This window comes from Bradyrhizobium ingae, from assembly GCF_055791185.1.
In genome coordinates, this window is sequence record NZ_JBVUBB010000030.1 from 91,142 (window position 1) to 106,663 (window position 15,522).

At 64.1% G+C, this 15,522-nt stretch carries 17 protein-coding genes; 7 read left to right on the plus strand and 10 right to left on the minus strand.

Going from position 1 to position 15,522, the window contains the following annotated elements; translation table 11 throughout:
* The 4 genes from folB to ACV1FX_RS31330 form a co-directional block, all read right to left on the minus strand.
* On the minus strand, positions 1-378 hold the full coding sequence (folB, locus tag ACV1FX_RS31315) for a dihydroneopterin aldolase (protein WP_473121396.1): 378 nt from the start codon (positions 376-378) through the stop codon (positions 1-3).
* Entirely contained in the window at positions 375-1,223 is an 849-nt protein-coding gene (gene folP, locus ACV1FX_RS31320) for a dihydropteroate synthase (RefSeq protein WP_473121416.1), read from the minus strand. The genes folB and folP overlap by 4 nt, the downstream gene beginning before the upstream one ends.
* A gap of 141 nt (positions 1,224-1,364) precedes the next feature.
* On the minus strand, positions 1,365-1,772 hold the full coding sequence (locus tag ACV1FX_RS31325) for a DUF4332 domain-containing protein (protein ID WP_473121397.1): 408 nt from the start codon (positions 1,770-1,772) through the stop codon (positions 1,365-1,367).
* Between the two features lie 25 nt (positions 1,773-1,797).
* The gene (locus ACV1FX_RS31330) at positions 1,798-2,163 is read right to left on the minus strand and encodes a DUF2267 domain-containing protein (RefSeq protein WP_473121398.1); all 366 of its coding nucleotides are present in this window, start codon (positions 2,161-2,163) and stop codon (positions 1,798-1,800) included.
* A gap of 330 nt (positions 2,164-2,493) precedes the next feature.
* Here ACV1FX_RS31330 and ACV1FX_RS31335 point away from each other — a divergent pair, with 330 nt between their 5' ends.
* Positions 2,494-4,116, plus strand: coding sequence for a helicase HerA-like domain-containing protein (locus ACV1FX_RS31335; protein ID WP_473121399.1), 1,623 nt, complete (start codon positions 2,494-2,496; stop codon positions 4,114-4,116).
* Positions 4,117-4,199: 83 nt separating this feature from the next.
* Complete coding sequence (locus ACV1FX_RS31340) at positions 4,200-5,594, plus strand: M20/M25/M40 family metallo-hydrolase (protein WP_473121400.1); 1,395 nt, start codon at positions 4,200-4,202, stop codon at positions 5,592-5,594.
* 204 nt (positions 5,595-5,798) lie between these two features.
* Here the strand turns inward: ACV1FX_RS31340 and ACV1FX_RS31345 are convergent, their stop codons facing one another.
* The gene (locus ACV1FX_RS31345; RefSeq protein ID WP_473121401.1) at positions 5,799-6,578 is read right to left on the minus strand and encodes a class II aldolase/adducin family protein; all 780 of its coding nucleotides are present in this window, start codon (positions 6,576-6,578) and stop codon (positions 5,799-5,801) included.
* Between the two features lie 126 nt (positions 6,579-6,704).
* On the minus strand, positions 6,705-8,354 hold the full coding sequence (locus tag ACV1FX_RS31350) for a glycosyltransferase family 39 protein (RefSeq protein WP_473121402.1): 1,650 nt from the start codon (positions 8,352-8,354) through the stop codon (positions 6,705-6,707).
* A 312-nt stretch (positions 8,355-8,666) separates the two neighbouring features.
* On the opposite strand from ACV1FX_RS31350, the gene ACV1FX_RS31355 reads away from it, so the two are divergent.
* Positions 8,667-9,515 (plus strand): DUF308 domain-containing protein, encoded by an 849-nt coding sequence (locus tag ACV1FX_RS31355; protein WP_473121403.1) that lies wholly within the window; start codon positions 8,667-8,669, stop codon positions 9,513-9,515.
* A 9-nt stretch (positions 9,516-9,524) separates the two neighbouring features.
* Positions 9,525-9,938, plus strand: coding sequence for a Ros/MucR family transcriptional regulator (locus ACV1FX_RS31360; RefSeq protein WP_473121404.1), 414 nt, complete (start codon positions 9,525-9,527; stop codon positions 9,936-9,938).
* Between the two features lie 7 nt (positions 9,939-9,945).
* On the opposite strand, the gene ACV1FX_RS31365 is transcribed toward ACV1FX_RS31360, so the two are convergent.
* The 3 genes from ACV1FX_RS31365 to ACV1FX_RS31375 all read right to left on the minus strand — a co-directional run bounded on the left by ACV1FX_RS31365 (position 9,946) and on the right by ACV1FX_RS31375 (position 11,168).
* Positions 9,946-10,374 carry a SufE family protein gene (locus ACV1FX_RS31365; RefSeq protein ID WP_473121405.1) on the minus strand — a complete coding sequence of 143 codons (429 nt, stop codon included), beginning with the start codon at positions 10,372-10,374 and terminating at the stop codon, positions 9,946-9,948.
* Between the two features lie 67 nt (positions 10,375-10,441).
* Entirely contained in the window at positions 10,442-10,867 is a 426-nt protein-coding gene (locus ACV1FX_RS31370; RefSeq protein ID WP_473121406.1) for a DUF5330 domain-containing protein, read from the minus strand.
* Between the two features lie 16 nt (positions 10,868-10,883).
* Positions 10,884-11,168 carry a hypothetical protein gene (locus ACV1FX_RS31375; RefSeq protein ID WP_473121407.1) on the minus strand — a complete coding sequence of 95 codons (285 nt, stop codon included), beginning with the start codon at positions 11,166-11,168 and terminating at the stop codon, positions 10,884-10,886.
* Positions 11,169-11,253: 85 nt separating this feature from the next.
* Between ACV1FX_RS31375 and ACV1FX_RS31380 the strand changes: the two genes are divergently transcribed.
* From ACV1FX_RS31380 to ACV1FX_RS31390, 3 genes are read left to right on the plus strand one after another with little or no spacing between them, the layout of a single operon-like run.
* Positions 11,254-13,104, plus strand: a complete 1,851-nt coding sequence (locus ACV1FX_RS31380; protein WP_473121408.1) for a PAS domain-containing sensor histidine kinase — start codon at positions 11,254-11,256, stop codon at positions 13,102-13,104.
* Positions 13,097-13,813 carry a peptidoglycan-binding domain-containing protein gene (locus tag ACV1FX_RS31385; protein ID WP_473121409.1) on the plus strand — a complete coding sequence of 239 codons (717 nt, stop codon included), beginning with the start codon at positions 13,097-13,099 and terminating at the stop codon, positions 13,811-13,813. Before ACV1FX_RS31380 ends, ACV1FX_RS31385 begins: the two co-directional genes overlap by 8 nt.
* A gap of 59 nt (positions 13,814-13,872) precedes the next feature.
* The gene (locus ACV1FX_RS31390; RefSeq protein ID WP_473121410.1) at positions 13,873-14,217 is read left to right on the plus strand and encodes a DUF1491 family protein; all 345 of its coding nucleotides are present in this window, start codon (positions 13,873-13,875) and stop codon (positions 14,215-14,217) included.
* A gap of 4 nt (positions 14,218-14,221) precedes the next feature.
* Here ACV1FX_RS31390 and ACV1FX_RS31395 read toward each other — a convergent pair whose 3' ends face one another.
* Entirely contained in the window at positions 14,222-15,196 is a 975-nt protein-coding gene (locus ACV1FX_RS31395; protein WP_473121411.1) for a DUF2336 domain-containing protein, read from the minus strand.
* Positions 15,197-15,522: the final 326 nt, after the last annotated feature.

Consider the following 15,522-nt stretch of genomic DNA (forward strand, 5'->3'; position numbering starts at 1 on the left):
CTAGCCATGGTTTGGGTGCCGCGAGCGCGTCAGTACCACGCCGACATCATCGAAGATGGCGGCGATCGGCGCATGCGGCTTGTGCACGGTGACCTTCACCGCACGGATGCGCGAAAAATGCGACAGGATGGCATCGGCCACTGCACCGGCCGCGCGCTCCAAAAGCCTGTAATTCGTGTTTTTGAACGCCGCCGTCGTGGTCGCGACCACCTCGGCATACGAGACGGTGTCGGCGAGCCGGTCGGTGCGCGAGGATTCCTGGAGATCGGCGTAGAGCTCGAGGTCGATGACGAAGCGCTGGCCGACCTCGGTCTCATGCTCCATCACGCCGTGGCGGGCATGGATCACGAGGCCGGTGACGAAGATGGTATCGGTCATGGCTTGCTCTCAATGGCGGTGGCGACCCGCAGGGCTTGCAGGGTCTCGGCGACGTCATGGGTACGGATGATCCGTGCGCCGCGTTGCGCGGCGATGAGGTGGGCGGCGATCGAGCCGCCTAGCCGCTCTTGCGGCTCCGACGGTGATACGGATGCGATGAAGCGCTTGCGCGAGGCGCCGACCAGCACCGGCAGGCCGAAGGCGCTGAGCTCGTTGAGGCGCGCGAGCGCTGTCATGCTCTGCTCCGGCGTCTTGCCGAAGCCGATGCCGGGGTCGAGCACGATGCAACTCTCGGCGATGCCGGCCTGCGCCGCGACTTCGAGCGAGCGCTGAAAGAACGCCATCATGTCCTGCATGATGTCGATGGCTGGATCGACGCTATCGCGGTTGTGCATCACGATGACCGGGATTTTTTTCGCCGCTACGACCGCCGCCATGCCGGCATCGCGCTGCAGGCCCCAGACGTCGTTGGCGATCGCGACGCCCTGGTCCAGCGCAAAGGCCACGACCTCCGACTTCATGCTGTCGATCGAGACCGGCACGCCGAGTGCGATCACTTCCGCCAGCACCGGCCTCAGCCGCCGTAGCTCCTCCTCCGCCGTGACCGGCTGGGCGCCCTTGTAGGGCCGGGTGGATTCTGCGCCGATGTCGATGATATCGGCGCCGTCGGCGATCATGGTGCGCGCCCGCGCCAGTGCCTCGGCGGCCGCGATGAACTGCCCGCCGTCAGAGAAGGAATCCGGGGTGACGTTGAGCACGCCCATCACGGCCGGGACCGGCCTGGCCAGCAGCGTCCGCAGCCATGCGGCAGTGGACGGGGCAGGGTGCGAGGGCAGGGCGCTCATGCGGTCGCTTTGCGCGGTCGGTGAGTTCAAGTCAAGACGCATCCCCAGTGTCGTCCTGGCTTTCGCCTGGACGACACTGAAGGTGTGGCACCAAATTCGGTCTGTTGCGAGCAGACTCCGTATGCCGCGGGCGATGTGCGTCTAATATGAAATCTTCGGCGGCAGCTTGCGAGCCTTGGCGATGAGGTCGCCGACGGACTTTTCCGACGGCATCACGCGGACGAGTTTCCGCTTCTCGTTCACCTCGCGCATGTTCTGCGCCAGTCGCGACGGGTTGCGATAGGCGAGTTCGCGGACGGTGGTGACGCCGGCGGCGCGGACGAGATTGACCTTGGCCTTGCCCATGCCGGGAATGCGCATGTAGTCGGAGACGTTGGCCCACTCCAGGAGCTGCTGCTCGCTGATGCCGGTTCTGGCGGAGAGCGCCTTGCGGCCCTTCGAGGTACTGGCGGCTTCGAGCAGCGCAACGGTAGTGCGGATGCCCTGCGCCTTCAGCTTGCTGGCGGCGAAGGCCGACAGGCCCTCAATCTCGGAGATGGGATATGTCATGATGCTCAATATGAAATGCGAAAGCTCAGGCGAATTGGCTGAGGCCCGGCGTCCCCGCAATGATTTTGCCCATCTCATCCGCTCCGATTTTGTCCCGACCGAAGCGAAAAAGTTCGCGGGCGATCTTTTGAATGTCGGACATGCCGAGCCCAAGGCCCATCAGCCGGGTACCGACGGCCATCAGGCCGCCGCCCATCAGACGGGACAGGCCGCCGCCGCTTTGGGACGCGGCAATCGCCGCCTCGGCGCCGGGAATGTGATCGATCAGAGCCTGAACGCCATCGGAAGGGCCTTCGTTGCGCAGGAAGCCCAGGATAATGCCTATCGTCTTTTCGGCGACAGCACTATCGATGCTGGCGTTTGTCGCCAGCCGCCCGATCAGCTCGTCCATGTGGCCTGCCCCTCAGCCGGTTCGAGTCCGGAGTCTTGCTTCTGAAATTGATCTTGAGCCGGTGCGTTAAGAATTACAAGCGACGAACGCATGAGCGGCGACGAATCGCGCAGGGAGTGTTGCAGCGATGCAAGAGCGAAAGATGGAATTAGCGAAAAATTGCCGCGGTGCGCACTTATCGTTCAGACTTTCGGCGGAGAGAGGCCGACTTCATCTCTCACGATGTCACATATGCAAATCTCGGGTGGTGCGTTGACCCGTTCAATCGGCACCCAACATGCGTTAAACTAGGGAACCCAAAATTCGCATTCCCCACCAAGGCAAAGAGTAATGGCGACACAAGACACCAAGCCCGGCGATACCAGCGACAAGATCTTCGTCGGCAAGGGAGACGAGACCGCCTGGCTGACGCTTGCGCTTGCCAACCGCCATGGCCTCGTCACGGGGGCAACCGGAACCGGCAAGACGGTGTCGCTGCAAGTGATGGCGGAAGGATTTGCGCGTGCGGGCGTGCCGGTATTCGCTGCCGATATCAAGGGCGACCTTTCGGGCATCTCCGAGGTGGGAGAGGCCAAGGATTTCATCGTCAAGCGCGCCGCTGACATGGGGCTGACATTCCAGCCTGACCAGTTCTCGACGGTATTTTGGGACGTGTTCGGCGAGCAGGGCCATCCCGTGCGCGCGACCGTCACCGAGATGGGACCGCTTCTGCTGGCCCGCATGCTCGATCTCAACGACGTGCAGGAGGGCGTCCTCAACGTCGCCTTTCGCGTCGCCGACGACAACGGCCTGACCCTGATCGACATGAAAGACCTGCGGGCACTGCTCGATGCCATCGTGCCCGACACCAGCAAGAAGGGGCCGGATGCCGGAGAAGATCCGCTGGCGCCGATCCGGAAAGCGGCCCAGGGTTTCGGCAACGTCACCAAGGCCACCGTCGGCACCATCCAGCGCCAGCTTCTGGTGCTGGAGAACCAGGGTGGCACGAAATTCTTCGGCGAGCCGGCACTGACGCTGAAGGACTTCATGAAGACCGATCGCGATGGCCGCGGCATGATCAACATCCTGGTTGCCGACAAGCTGCTGCAGAGCCCGCGGCTTTACGCGACATTCCTGTTGTGGATGCTATCGGAGCTGTTCGAGGAGCTGCCCGAAGCCGGCGATCTGCCCAAGCCGAAGCTGGTGTTCTTCTTCGACGAGGCGCACCTTCTGTTCAACGACGCGCCCAAGGCGTTGATGGACAAGATCGAGCAGGTGGTCCGCCTGATCCGCTCCAAGGGCGTCGGCGTCTATTTTGTCACGCAAAACCCGATCGACGTGCCCGACCGGGTGTTGGGGCAGCTCGGTAACCGCGTGCAGCACGCGCTGCGCGCCTTCACTCCGCGCGACCAGAAGGCGGTCGCGGCCGCGGCGCAGACCTTCCGGCCCAATCCGAAGCTCGACACGACCAAGGTGATCATGGAGCTCGGCAAGGGCGAGGCGCTGGTTTCCTTCCTCGAAGGCAATGGCACGCCTTCGATGGTCGAGCGGGTGATGATCCGTCCGCCCTCGGCGCGGATCGGGCCGATCACGCCGGAGGAGCGCAAGGCGATCATGGATGCAAGTCCGGTCAAGGGCAAATACGACACCGCGATCGATTCCGAATCTGCCTATGAGATCCTGCAAAAGCGCATCGCCGGCACTGCGGCGACGGCTGATAGCCCGGCGAGCGGAGGCGGGGGCGGCATCCTCGGCCAGATCGGCTCGATCGTCGGTACCATCTTCGGCACCAACACCGGACGCACCCGGCTCACCACTGGCCAGCGCGTCGTGCGCGACGTGACGCGCACGGTCACAAATCAGGTGGTCGGCGGCGTCGTCGCCGATCTCGGCAAGTCGGTCGGCGGTCAGCTCGGTGGCTCGGTCGGCCGCGCTCTGGTGCGCGGCGCACTGGGTGGATTGCTGCGGCGCTGATGCCCGAGTGTCTGGCTCGAAAATCGCGGCGGCGCTAAAAGCAGCAGCGTCTTGAGAACCACAAGCAGTCAGGAACGAGAAAAATGTCAAATGCACAGCTCCAGTCCGTGCTCGATCACATCGACAAGGATTTCGACAACAGCCTGACGCGCCTGTTCGCGCTGCTGCGGATCAAGTCGATCTCGGCCGATCCGGCCTTCGCCGATGATTGCAAAGCGGCGGCCGAACATCTCGCCAAGGACATCGCAAGCCTCGGCTTTGCGACCGAGGTGAGGCCGACCGCTGGCCATCCCGCCGTGGTCGGCAAGAGCAAGGCGAGCGGACGTCCGCACGTGCTGTTCTATGGACATTACGACGTGCAGCCGGTCGATCCGCTCGATCTCTGGCACCGCCCGCCGTTCGAGCCCGTCGTCACCGATCATGCCGACGGCCGCAAGATCATCGTCGCGCGCGGTGCCGAGGACGACAAAGGGCAGGTGATGACTTTCGTCGAGGCCTGCCGCGCCTGGAAGACGGTGACGGGCTCGCTGCCGATCGACGTCACTTTCCTGATCGAGGGCGAGGAGGAGGTGGGCTCGAAGAACTTCGTGCCGTTCATCGAAGCCAACAAGGATGAGTTCAGGGCTGACTATGTGCTGGTCTGCGACACCGGCATGTGGGATCGCAACACGCCGGCGATTACGACGTCGCTGCGTGGCCTGCTCTATGAAGAGGTGAAGATCACGGCCGCCAACCGCGACCTGCATTCCGGCGTGTTCGGTGGCGCGGCGATGAACCCGATCCGCGTGCTCACCAAGATCCTCGGCGGACTGTTCGACGATGACGGCCGCATCACCATTCCCGGCTTCTACGATGGCGTGAAGGATCTCCCCGCCGATATCCTCGAACAGTGGAAGAAGCTCAATCTGACGCCGGAGACGTTCCTCAAGCCGATCGGTCTGTCGATCCCGGCCGGCGAAAAGGGGCGACTGCTGATCGAGCAGGCCTCCTCGCGCCCGACCTGCGACGTCAACGGCATCTGGGGCGGCTACATCGGCGAAGGCTCCAAGACGGTGATCCCGTCGCACGCGTCGGCGAAGGTCTCGTTCCGCCTGGTCGAGGGACAGGACCCCGCGAAGATCCGCAAGGCTTTCCGCGACTACGTGTCGGCGCGAATTCCCGCCGACTGCAAGGTCGAGTTCGGCGACCATTCGGCCGCGCCAGCGATCGCGCTCGACTGGAACATGAAGCCGCTAGCGGCAGCCAAGAAGGCACTGACGGACGAATGGGGCAAGGAGACCGTGCTGATGGGCTCGGGCGCCTCGATCCCGATCGTCGCCGACTTCAAGCGCACGCTTGGGCTGGACTCGCTGCTGGTCGGCTTTGGCCTGGACGACGACAACATCCATTCGCCGAACGAGAAGTACGATCTGCAGAGCTTCCAGAAAGGCATTCGCTCCTGGGCCCGCATTCTCGCCGCGCTTGCGGAGGTGAAATAGAGGCATGGTGCAAGGGTGGGCAAAGGTGCGAAGCACCGTGCCCACCGTCTCTCCAGGATTTGTGAGAGAAGAGGTGGGCACGCTTCGCTTTGCCCACCCTACGAAGTTACACCAAATAAAAACGCCGCCCGGAATTGGGCGGCGTTTCATTCCAGAACGTGCAGAGGTCGTTCGAAGAAGATCCTACACGAATCCTCGCAAATCTCAAGTCCGGTAGCCCGGATTGACGCGGTCGAGCCTGCGCAGCAGAGGCGGCCACACCAGATGGGCGGAGCGCAACTCGGCGCGGTCGCGGTTGGAGAGCAGTTCGGTGTTCTTCTCGATCGCGATCTCCTCGACCGGATAGACCGGCGTGCCGAGCGCGCGCGTGCGCACCTGCATCGAGCAGGCGCGCTCGAGGTGATACATGCGCTCGAACGCGGAGGCGACGGAGCGGCCGACGGTCAGCGTGCCGTGATTGCGCAGCAGCATGTGGTTGTGGTCGCCGAGGTCCTTCTGAAGCCGAGGCCGTTCCTCGTGATCGAGCGCGATGCCTTCATAATCGTGATAGGCGAGGTCGTGCGTGACAAGCTGCGCGGTCTGGTTCAGCGGCAACAATCCTTCCGCGCTGCTCGACACTGCGGTGCCGTCGAGCGTGTGAAGATGCAGCACGCAGATCGCATCCTCACGCACCTCGTGGATCGCGGAATGGATGGTGAAGCCGGCCGGATTGATGCTGTACTCGCTCTCGGTGAGCTGATTGCCCTGCAAGTCGACCTTGACCAGGCTCGATGCGGTGATCTCGTCGAACATCAGCCCGTAGGGGTTGATGAGGAAGTGATGCTCGGGGCCGGGCACGCGGGCGGAGATGTGGGTGTCGACCAGGTCATCCCAGCCATAGAGGGCGATGAGGCGATAGCAGGCGGCGAGATCGACCCGCTGTTGCCACTCGGCCTCCGTCATGTTCGACGGCGCTTCCTTCAGGCGCGCTTCCGCTGGCGACATGGCAATCCCTCCGAACCTCGTTGCTTGGCGGGGAGCCTAGTCCTGCGAGGAAGTGGCAGCAAGGCGCTCAAAGCGTGGCAGTCATGCGGGCTACGCGACGACGGGATAATGTCGGCGATCGGCCTGTTACGGCGCGGGGATCGACAGCAGGCTGGAAATGCTGCGACCGCGGATGTCGTAGACGCGGGCGAACACCACGTCGTCGCGCTTGATCTCGACCAGGACCGGTGCGGTGAGGCCCTTGCAGTAGAACTCGCCGAGCGTCATGGCAAAATCTGCGGCGTTGGAATCCCAACCGATGGTGAAGTCGGGGCCGAGCGCGACCTGGGCGGGACGCTGCGGGCCGCACACCGCGACCTTCCATTTGCGATTGCGCGGCGGCACTTCCTGTCGCTCGATGAGCTGCTCGCGCAGCTCGTCGGAGGCTTGCTTCAGGGCCAGACCCCAATAGTCCAGCATGAAGCGGTCATCGGCTGCGCGCACGGTGCCCGCGATGTGGTTGAAGTGGGTGTATTGATAGGGATGCAGGCGGATCATCTCGGCGAGCGGCAGCGCGAGGCCGAAGCAGAAGGTCGCGAGCACGACGGGCTGCCAGGCGCGATGATTGGCCCGCAGGCGCTCCATGGCCCAGGCAAAGGCGACGCCGCCCAGGACGGCCATCGGCGGAATGACGAAGACGAAGTGGCGGATACCGTTGTAGAGCGCCGGTCGCTTCACCATCGCGATCACGAGCGGCAGCGTGGCAGCGAGCGTCAGCATCAACAGGATGGTCTTGCGCCGCGCCGGAACCTCGCGGCGCGGCAGGATGACCAGGGTGCCGATGACGGCGCCGATCATCAGTACCAGCATCACTTCGGGCAATTGCAGCGCGAACAATGTCGGCAGATACGACCATGGCATGTCGGGCACGGACACGAGCGCGCCGTCGAACATCTCCTTCCAGGGTTTCTCGAAGAAATGCGAGAAGTAGGTCAGTGCCTGGAACGGATTGCCGGGCTCCATGATCGACCACGGCCAGATGAGGCCCATGATGAGATAGCCGAGCACGAGGCCGGGCAGCAGCACGTAGACGACATGCGCGAAGCGGCGGATCGCTTCGCGGGTGCCTTCGACGCGCAGCTCTTCCAGAAACAGCGGCATGAAGCCGATCATCGCATAGACGAGCGAGAGGCCGCCGAGAATGCGCGTGCCGATGGACAGGCCAGCGCCGAGGCCGACGATGAGAATCGTGCGCGGCGAGGGCTGCGGATATTCCTCGGCCAGGCGCACCAGACCGAGCATCAGGATGATCATTGCCACCGCGAAGGGCGCGTCCTTCGGGTTCATGAACATGTGACCGTAGAAGATCGGGCAGAGCGCGAGCAGCAGGAGTGCTGCAAGGCCCGCAAGTGGCCCGCCAATGCGGCGCGCGAGCCGCCAGGTCACAGCAAGTCCGATCACGCCGACGACGGCACCGACGAGACGGCGCGTCTCGAACAGTTCGAGCGGCATCACCTTGTGCAGAAGCGCTGCGACCATGTCGAAGCCGCCGCCATACATGTAGAGATTGGCGAAGGAGAGCGCCGCGGTGTCCTTGAAGCCGGAGCCGAACATGCGCAGCAGGAGGTCGGCATATTCGGCGTGGGTGTAGTCGTCCCAGCCAAGCCCGTAGTCGCGGAAGGTCAGCCCCGCGATGACCGCGACCGACGCCAGCACCAGCATGGCAAGGTCGTCGCAAGTCCGCTCAACCGAGCGCCCCAGAGGCGTGTCGATCGCCGAGGTGGTGATGGATGTCATGGCTATCGGTGACCCGGAATCCCCTCTTGGCCGCGCTGGTGCGCATGGCCCTTTTCCCCGGGAACCCTATAGCGCAGTTCCATTTCCAAGTAATTGCGCATTATGGCTAAATTCCTGATGCAACGCAGCAATTTCCGAATCCTGGAGTTTTGATAGAGCTAGCGAGGTGTTGCTGAAGGGAATGTGAATAAGTCTCTGATTTTGCTATTTTAAGGAACGGCTAGGGCAATTGGCCGTTGGCGAGGCGTGCGATATGACGGTATCGTGGCTTAGGCGGTGTCGCGCGATCATGCGCGGCCGGGGGTGAGTTCGATGACGCTGGCATTGTTGATCGCGGGGATTTTCGCCTTTGTGGCGGGTCTCCTGACGGTCCTTTGGGGCATCTCGCTCAAGGAATTCAGTCTCGGCAGCACCCTCATACTCAGCGGGACCATCGGCGTCTGCTCCGGGATGTTACTGATGGGCCTGTACGCCGTCGTGCGGGAGCTGAAGGGCATCGCCCGCCGGCTCGCCGCAACGACGGCAATGTCCGAAGTTCGGGTCAGGCCGGTGCTTCCGCCGGGCCTTGCGAGCGTGGGGATGCCCGCGCCGGAAGCCGCCCTCGCCGAGGCCGCCAAGACCGAGCTGACGATTCCAGTATCTCCGGCTGGGCCGCCGCCCTGGCAGGATGAAGCAGCGGTGCGCGCGCGCGCCGAGGTGCCGCCGGTGCCGGAAGCGCCCCCAGCAGCGGCTGAGGCGCCGCGCCGGCGCAATCTCTTGTTCACTTCCACCTCGCGCAAGGAGCGCGAGCGCGCGCAGGCCAAGGCTTCCGACGTCGCGCCGGGTGAGGAGCCTGCGGCTCCGTTGCCCGCGGAGCCGCCGCCGAGCTTCGACGATGCCTGGCCGAAGCCCGAACGCATGCGGCCGCAGGAAGCAACTCCGCCCCGCCGGCCGCCGCCGCCACCCCCGGCCCGCACACCCTCGAGCCCTTCCGAAGCTGCGCCGCCGCCCGAGCCGCGACCGGCCGAGCAGCCGGCTGTCACCATACTTAAATCGGGCGTCGTCGACGGGATGGCCTATTCGCTCTATTCCGACGGCTCGATCGAGGCGCAGATGCCGGAGGGCATGATGCGCTTTGCCTCGATCGACGAGCTGCGCACGCACCTCGATCAGCGGTCCTGAGGTCCATCCGTGTCAGATGCGGCGGCCAAAAACTTCATCGAACTGACGGCGAACATCGTCTCGGCCTATCTCAGCAACAATCCGACGCCGGCGGCCGAGATCCCGAACCTGATCAGCCAGGTGCATGGCGCGCTGGTGCGGGTCTCCTCGGGCCGGAACGAAGCGCCGCTCGAACCCACGAAGCCTGCGGTGTCACTGAAGAAGTCGATCGCGCCGGATTATCTCGTCTGTCTCGAGGACGGCAAGCGCTTCAAGTCGTTGAAGCGCCATCTGCGGACCCAGTACAACATGACGCCCGAGCAGTATCGCGAGAAATGGGGCCTGCCGGCCGACTATCCCATGGTCGCGCCGAACTACGCGGTGGCCCGCTCGCAACTGGCGAAGAAGATGGGGCTGGGGCAGCAGCAGAGAAAACGGAAATAACGCCGCTTCAGGACGCTTCCGCGAGCGCCTCCCGCGCATCGGTGCGAATACGTTCAACCATCGAGCGCAGCCCGTTGGAGCGCTGCGGCGTCAGGTGGTCGCGAAAGCCGAACTCGTCGAACACCGCGATCGCGTCGGTCGAGAGAATTTCCTGCGGCGTGCGGTTTGAATAGAGCGAGAGCAGGATCGCGACCAGCCCCCGCACGATATGGGCGTCGCTGTCGCCACGATACTTCAGGACCGGCGTGCCATTCTCGCGATCGATCCGCTTCGACAGCCAGACCTGGCTGACGCAGCCCTGCACCTTGTTATCTGCAGAGTGTTCCGCCTCCGGCATGGGTTCCAGGGAGCGGCCGAGCTCGATGACGTACCGGTAGCGGTCGTCCCACTCGTCCAGAATCTCGAAATTGTCCCTGATTTCGTCGATAGTCGTCATGATGGCCCGTGTGTGATCTCAGGCCAATATAGGGAGGCAAGGACACGAAATCGATAGGATTCGATCCCTAATTCGCCGTCTCCGGCCCGCGCCATTCGAGCGCCAGATCGTCCTGAGTCAGGGTGTCGTGCGGCGCCGTCCCCGCTTCGAGATCGGCTTCCGCCATGCTGCCGATCGAGCCGGTATGGTCGGGTGCCTTCTTGTCATTCTTGCCGTTGGTAATCTGCTCTTTCTTGTCGTTGATGATCTGGTAGAGCTTGCGCGCTCCGTCCTGCGCCCGCTGACCGATGATCGTCGCAGCCTGGCCGCCGACCTCGCAGGCCGCCGGCTGACGTTTGCAGAACTGGCTCACGTCGGAGACGGCCGCGGTCGCGGCTGACACCGCCTCGGCGGCGCCGATCGGCGGCACCTTCTCCGATTCGGGAGTCTTGTCCCGTGGCAGGAGCACCAGCACCAGCCCGAGCCAGAATGTGATGCGGAGCAGAAAACGCATCTTGCGACCTTGCGTGTTAGATCAAGCCGGCGGCACCCCCGCGGGCCTTCGACCTAGCAACTCTCGATAAATCGCAAGTGATTGCGTTGAGCTTAATTCGGCGAAATTTTGTGGGGGATTTGAACGAATCGAAAGGCTCGTAAATTTTCCATTGATGCGGGCTCGCAATCGCTCGTTTGCGCCCTTCCACCAATTCGAAACCATAAGGCGAGGGATGCGGAAACCCGGCGTTCACCATCCGCGCGAATGAAACCGTCAAATCGCGTAAAATTTCGCGCGAACATCCGGTGTTCTGCCGCATGCGCCACCGCCTTAGGGTTCGTTTAATGTCACTCTGACACGGTGGCTCAACGACAAGGAGGCGTTCCGGCGCGTCTTTTCGATGCATGAGCCGAAGCGCGGGACCCGTGACAGTTTTGAGTATCATCCGCGATTGTCTCGATGCGCTGCTGCATCCCTCGGCACGTTTTAACGCGCTGACGCGGGCACGCCATCGGGCTTTCATGGCCCCGAGGCTCCTCGGCAGCCTAGCCGCCTTCGCCGCATTCCCGATTTATCTTGCCATGCGCGGCGCACCCAGCGCGATCGAGGTCGCGGCCTTCGCCTGGCTGATCGCCCCGATTCTTTTGTCATGGTTCCTCTCGCGCACCGGGCGTTATGAAGGCGCCCATGTGCTGTCGTCGCTGGCGCTCGCCGCACTGATCATGGCCGTGGCGGTGACCACGGGCGGCATCGAATCGTTTGCCGCGGTCTGGCTGGTCGTCGTTCCCTTGGAGGCTGCGCTGTCAGCCTCGCGCCGTGTCGCTGCCTTCGCATCGGTGCTGGCGCTGTCCTGCGTGGCGATCCTGATTCTGTTCGGTCAACTCGACTGGTTGCCGCTCGGCCAGGCCAACGCGGCCGAACGCGCCATGTTCGCGGCGTTCGGCGTTGCGTCCGCGACGCTTTATGCGGGAGGTCTCGCCTTCGGCGCCGAATCGCTGGCGCGCACCAGCGTTGCGCTGCTGTCGCGCGAAGAGGAACGCTACCGCCTGCTGGCGCGCAACATGAGCGACGTCATCTCGCGGCATCAGCGCAACGGCGCAGTCCAGTTCATCTCGCCGGCGGTCGAAGCCATGCTCGGCCTGCCCGGCGCCCGGCTCACCGGTCACGGCCTGTTCGATCGTGTCCATGTCGCCGACCGCCCGGCCTATCTCACCGCATTGTCGGATGCCGCGCGCGGCGACGTGCGCAGCGTCGAGTTCCGGCTGCGCCGGGAGACCGGCGGCAGCGAGCGCGGCCACGTCGATTTCATCTGGGTCGAGATGCGCTGCCGTCCGCTCGACCAGGATTTGGGCCGCGACGTGACGTGCGAGCCCGAGGTCGTCGCCGTGATGCGCGACATCACCGACCGCAAGATACAGGAACAGGCGCTCGATCAGGCCCGCAGCGCCGCGGAAGCGGCCGATGCCGCCAAGACGCGCTTCCTCGCCACCATGAGTCACGAGCTGCGCACGCCGCTCAACGCCATCATCGGCTTCTCCGAGATGATCGCGCAGGAGCAGACCCTGATGTTGGGCGCGGCCCAGCGCAAGGAATACGCAGAGCTCATCAACGCTTCCGGTCAGCACCTGCTGTCGGTCGTCAACGGCATCCTCGACATGTCGAAGATGGAATCCGGAAAGTTCGAGATTTCGCCGGAACCGTTCGCGCCGCGCGCCGCGCTCTTGCATTGCTGCAATCTGCTGGCTTTGAAGGCGCGCGAGAACGGCATCGATCTCATCACCGATGCGCCGCAGGATCTGCCGGTGATGACCGGTGATCCGCGCGCCTTCAAGCAGATCGTGCTCAACCTCGTCTCGAATGCGATCAAGTTCACCGAGCGTGGAGGGCAGGTCACCGTCGCCGCCACGGTTTCGCCGTCACACCTGTTCCTTCGCATCAGCGACACCGGCGTCGGCATCGCGCCCGACGACCTGAAGCGGATCGGCGCACCGTTCTTCCAGGCCGGCAAGACCTATCAGCGTCGCCACGAAGGCACGGGTCTCGGATTGTCGATCGTGAAGAGCCTCGTCGCCTTGCATCTCGGCGAGTTGACGATACAAAGCAAGCTCGGCGAGGGGACAGCGGTCACCATCAAGCTGCCGCTCGTCTGCACGCCGTCGCAAGGACGGCCCAGCGAAAGCAAGATTGCGACGCTGATGCCGCCACCGCGCCATGATGTTCAGGATCAACCGCCTTTGGTGAAGAAAAGTGCCTAAAAAATCTGCAAGGGGTGAGGATGCTCCGCGTCGCCGTGGCGCGAAGGCGGCGGTCGTCGACGTCGAGACCGAGCGCAATCTCGCGATGCGGATCCTGCTGCACAGCCCAAAGGATACGCTTGCCGGTCTCGTCGCCTTCGCTGCGGTCAGCGCCATCATCGCCAATGCGCTGTTCCTGCAAACCGGCCGCCATCCGGCGCCGATGTTCGGCACCGTGATCAACCTGCCAGCTCCGTCGGCCGTCGCGCTGTCGAACCCGCTGCCGCGGCCGCGCCCGGTTGCAGCCGATACGCTACCGCTCGAGCCGAAGCCGATGGAGTTCCGCGTCGCCGAGCCCAAAGCGGCAGAAAAGCCGCCGGCGCCCGAGAAGGCAGCCGATGCAACGGCCTCGACCTCCAGATCTGCCGATCCCCTGACAAATCTCGTCAAGGCTACGGCGACAACGCCTCCCTCGCAATCGGTTGTCGTCGCGCGCCCGCCGGCGCCGATCCCGGCGCAGCAGAGCCCCGCAATCCGCCGCGTCGCCGCCGTGCAGCGCGCGCTCTCCGAATATGGCTACGGTCAGTTGAAGGTCACCGGGTCGATCTCCGGCGAAACCCAGGCCGCGATCCAGAAGTTCGAGCGCGAGCACAAGATGCCGGTCACCGGGCAGGTCTCGGACCGCCTGCTGCGCGAGCTTGCGGCTGCGATCGGACATCCCGTCGAATAATTGCCATTGCTTGCCGCTGATACTGGTGCTGTTGCGGCGGCTGGCCTATCGTCCTGTCCATGCGTTTGAAATCGAACATATGGGTGGCAGCATACCTGCGCCGCTGCCAGACTGAAGGCGTGTTCGGCGCGGTGCGCCGGCGCGGCGCCGAGGAAGCCGGTGCGGTGTTCGTCAAGGTGTCGCTGCTTGACGGCAACGCGATGCTGTACGTGCCCGCGCCACAGACCGTCTATGATGACGGCCGGCCGGTCGATCGCTTCTTCGTGCCGGTCGCGCCGCAGCCTTTGCCGGAGCCTGCGGTCGAAGAACGGATCACCAAGGAGATCCGCTTCGATCCCGACGCATGGATCGTCGAGACCGAGGACCGCGCCGGGCGGCATTTTCTGGATCTTGCGCGCGCTTGAAGATCTAGCGCTCCGATCCGCCGGTGCCTGTCCGCATCGGCGGGATCGCGCCGGGCTGCACCGCGGGCCGCGGCTGGCTTGCGCCGCTGCGAGCGCGCTGGCGCTCCCCGTCATAGAGTGATGACTGATATTTTGCGCGCGTCACCGCGAGCGTCGAGCCGCGCCAGGCCGCCAACATCACCAGTGCCGAGCGGTCGCTCAGACGATCATAGAGTCGCGATAGCCGGTAGACGGTGTTCACGGACGTTCCGATCTCCGGCTTGAAGAACAGCAGGATGCGCTGGAAGTTGGGGCTCGGCATGTCGAGTGCACGGGCGGCGACCGCAAGCGCTTCGCCGCCGGCGTCATCCACGATCTGCGCAGCGACGCGCGATGGCAGGATCAGGCTCTCGCCGAGCTCCAGCGTGAAACTTTCGGTGTCCTCGGCGTATGCCGCCCACTCCAGCGTCTGGATCGCGCGCATCGCGCGGGCGCTCGGAATGCTGGGCGCGGCCTTCAAAGGTGTCTGCGCCAGGTTGTGCAGGATCAGCGCACGCTCCGAGGCGGTGGCGCGGAAGAACATGTCGTGGATCTCGGCGGCGTCCTTTGGCTGCATCGCCATGTTCGCGGACATCCGCAGCTCCGCATCCGTCGGCGTGCGGGCCGGCGCGGGGTCTGAGGGCGGCGCAGGGATTTCCCTTGCCAGCGGAATTCTCCGACCCTCATGCGCAGGCAGGAGCCCGAGCTTCTGCATGATCGGCGCCGGCGTCGCAGGATAGATCGCAAGGCGAGCCTTCACTGCGGCGCGCGTCGCATCGTCGACCTGGTCGATCAGCCGCGAGGCAAGCTCGACGAATTGCCGCTCCTCATCGCCGCTATGGCTCTTCGCCTGCACGTAGAGGTCGGTCAGCACGCGCAGGAGCGTGGGGCGAATATCGACGCCTTCGCGACGGGACAGGGTGATGAGCCCGTCGAATGCTGGAAATAGCGGCTTGGTCATGAGGCGTACGCAACTCGAGAAAAATCGTCCTCGCGAGCCTATCGCAGGTTGTTTTAAAGGCTCGTTAAGGAAAACGAGGTGTGAAGCCGGTGCTGCAGTTTCGACAGTTGTCGTGCCGCAACGGGACGGTGCGTCCGGCCCGTGTGGTTACGGTTCGGCCGGTGCGTTTACACCCCGTTAACCATGTGCTGATCTTAATGGCACCCATGTTGTGAGGACCGTTCGGTCGCGCGGCAATAGAAGAGAGCTGACATGGGGACGATCATCGAATTTCCGGCCGGTCGCCGGCTGGGCTCATCGGGGGATGTCGCTCCGCTCGCAGAGAC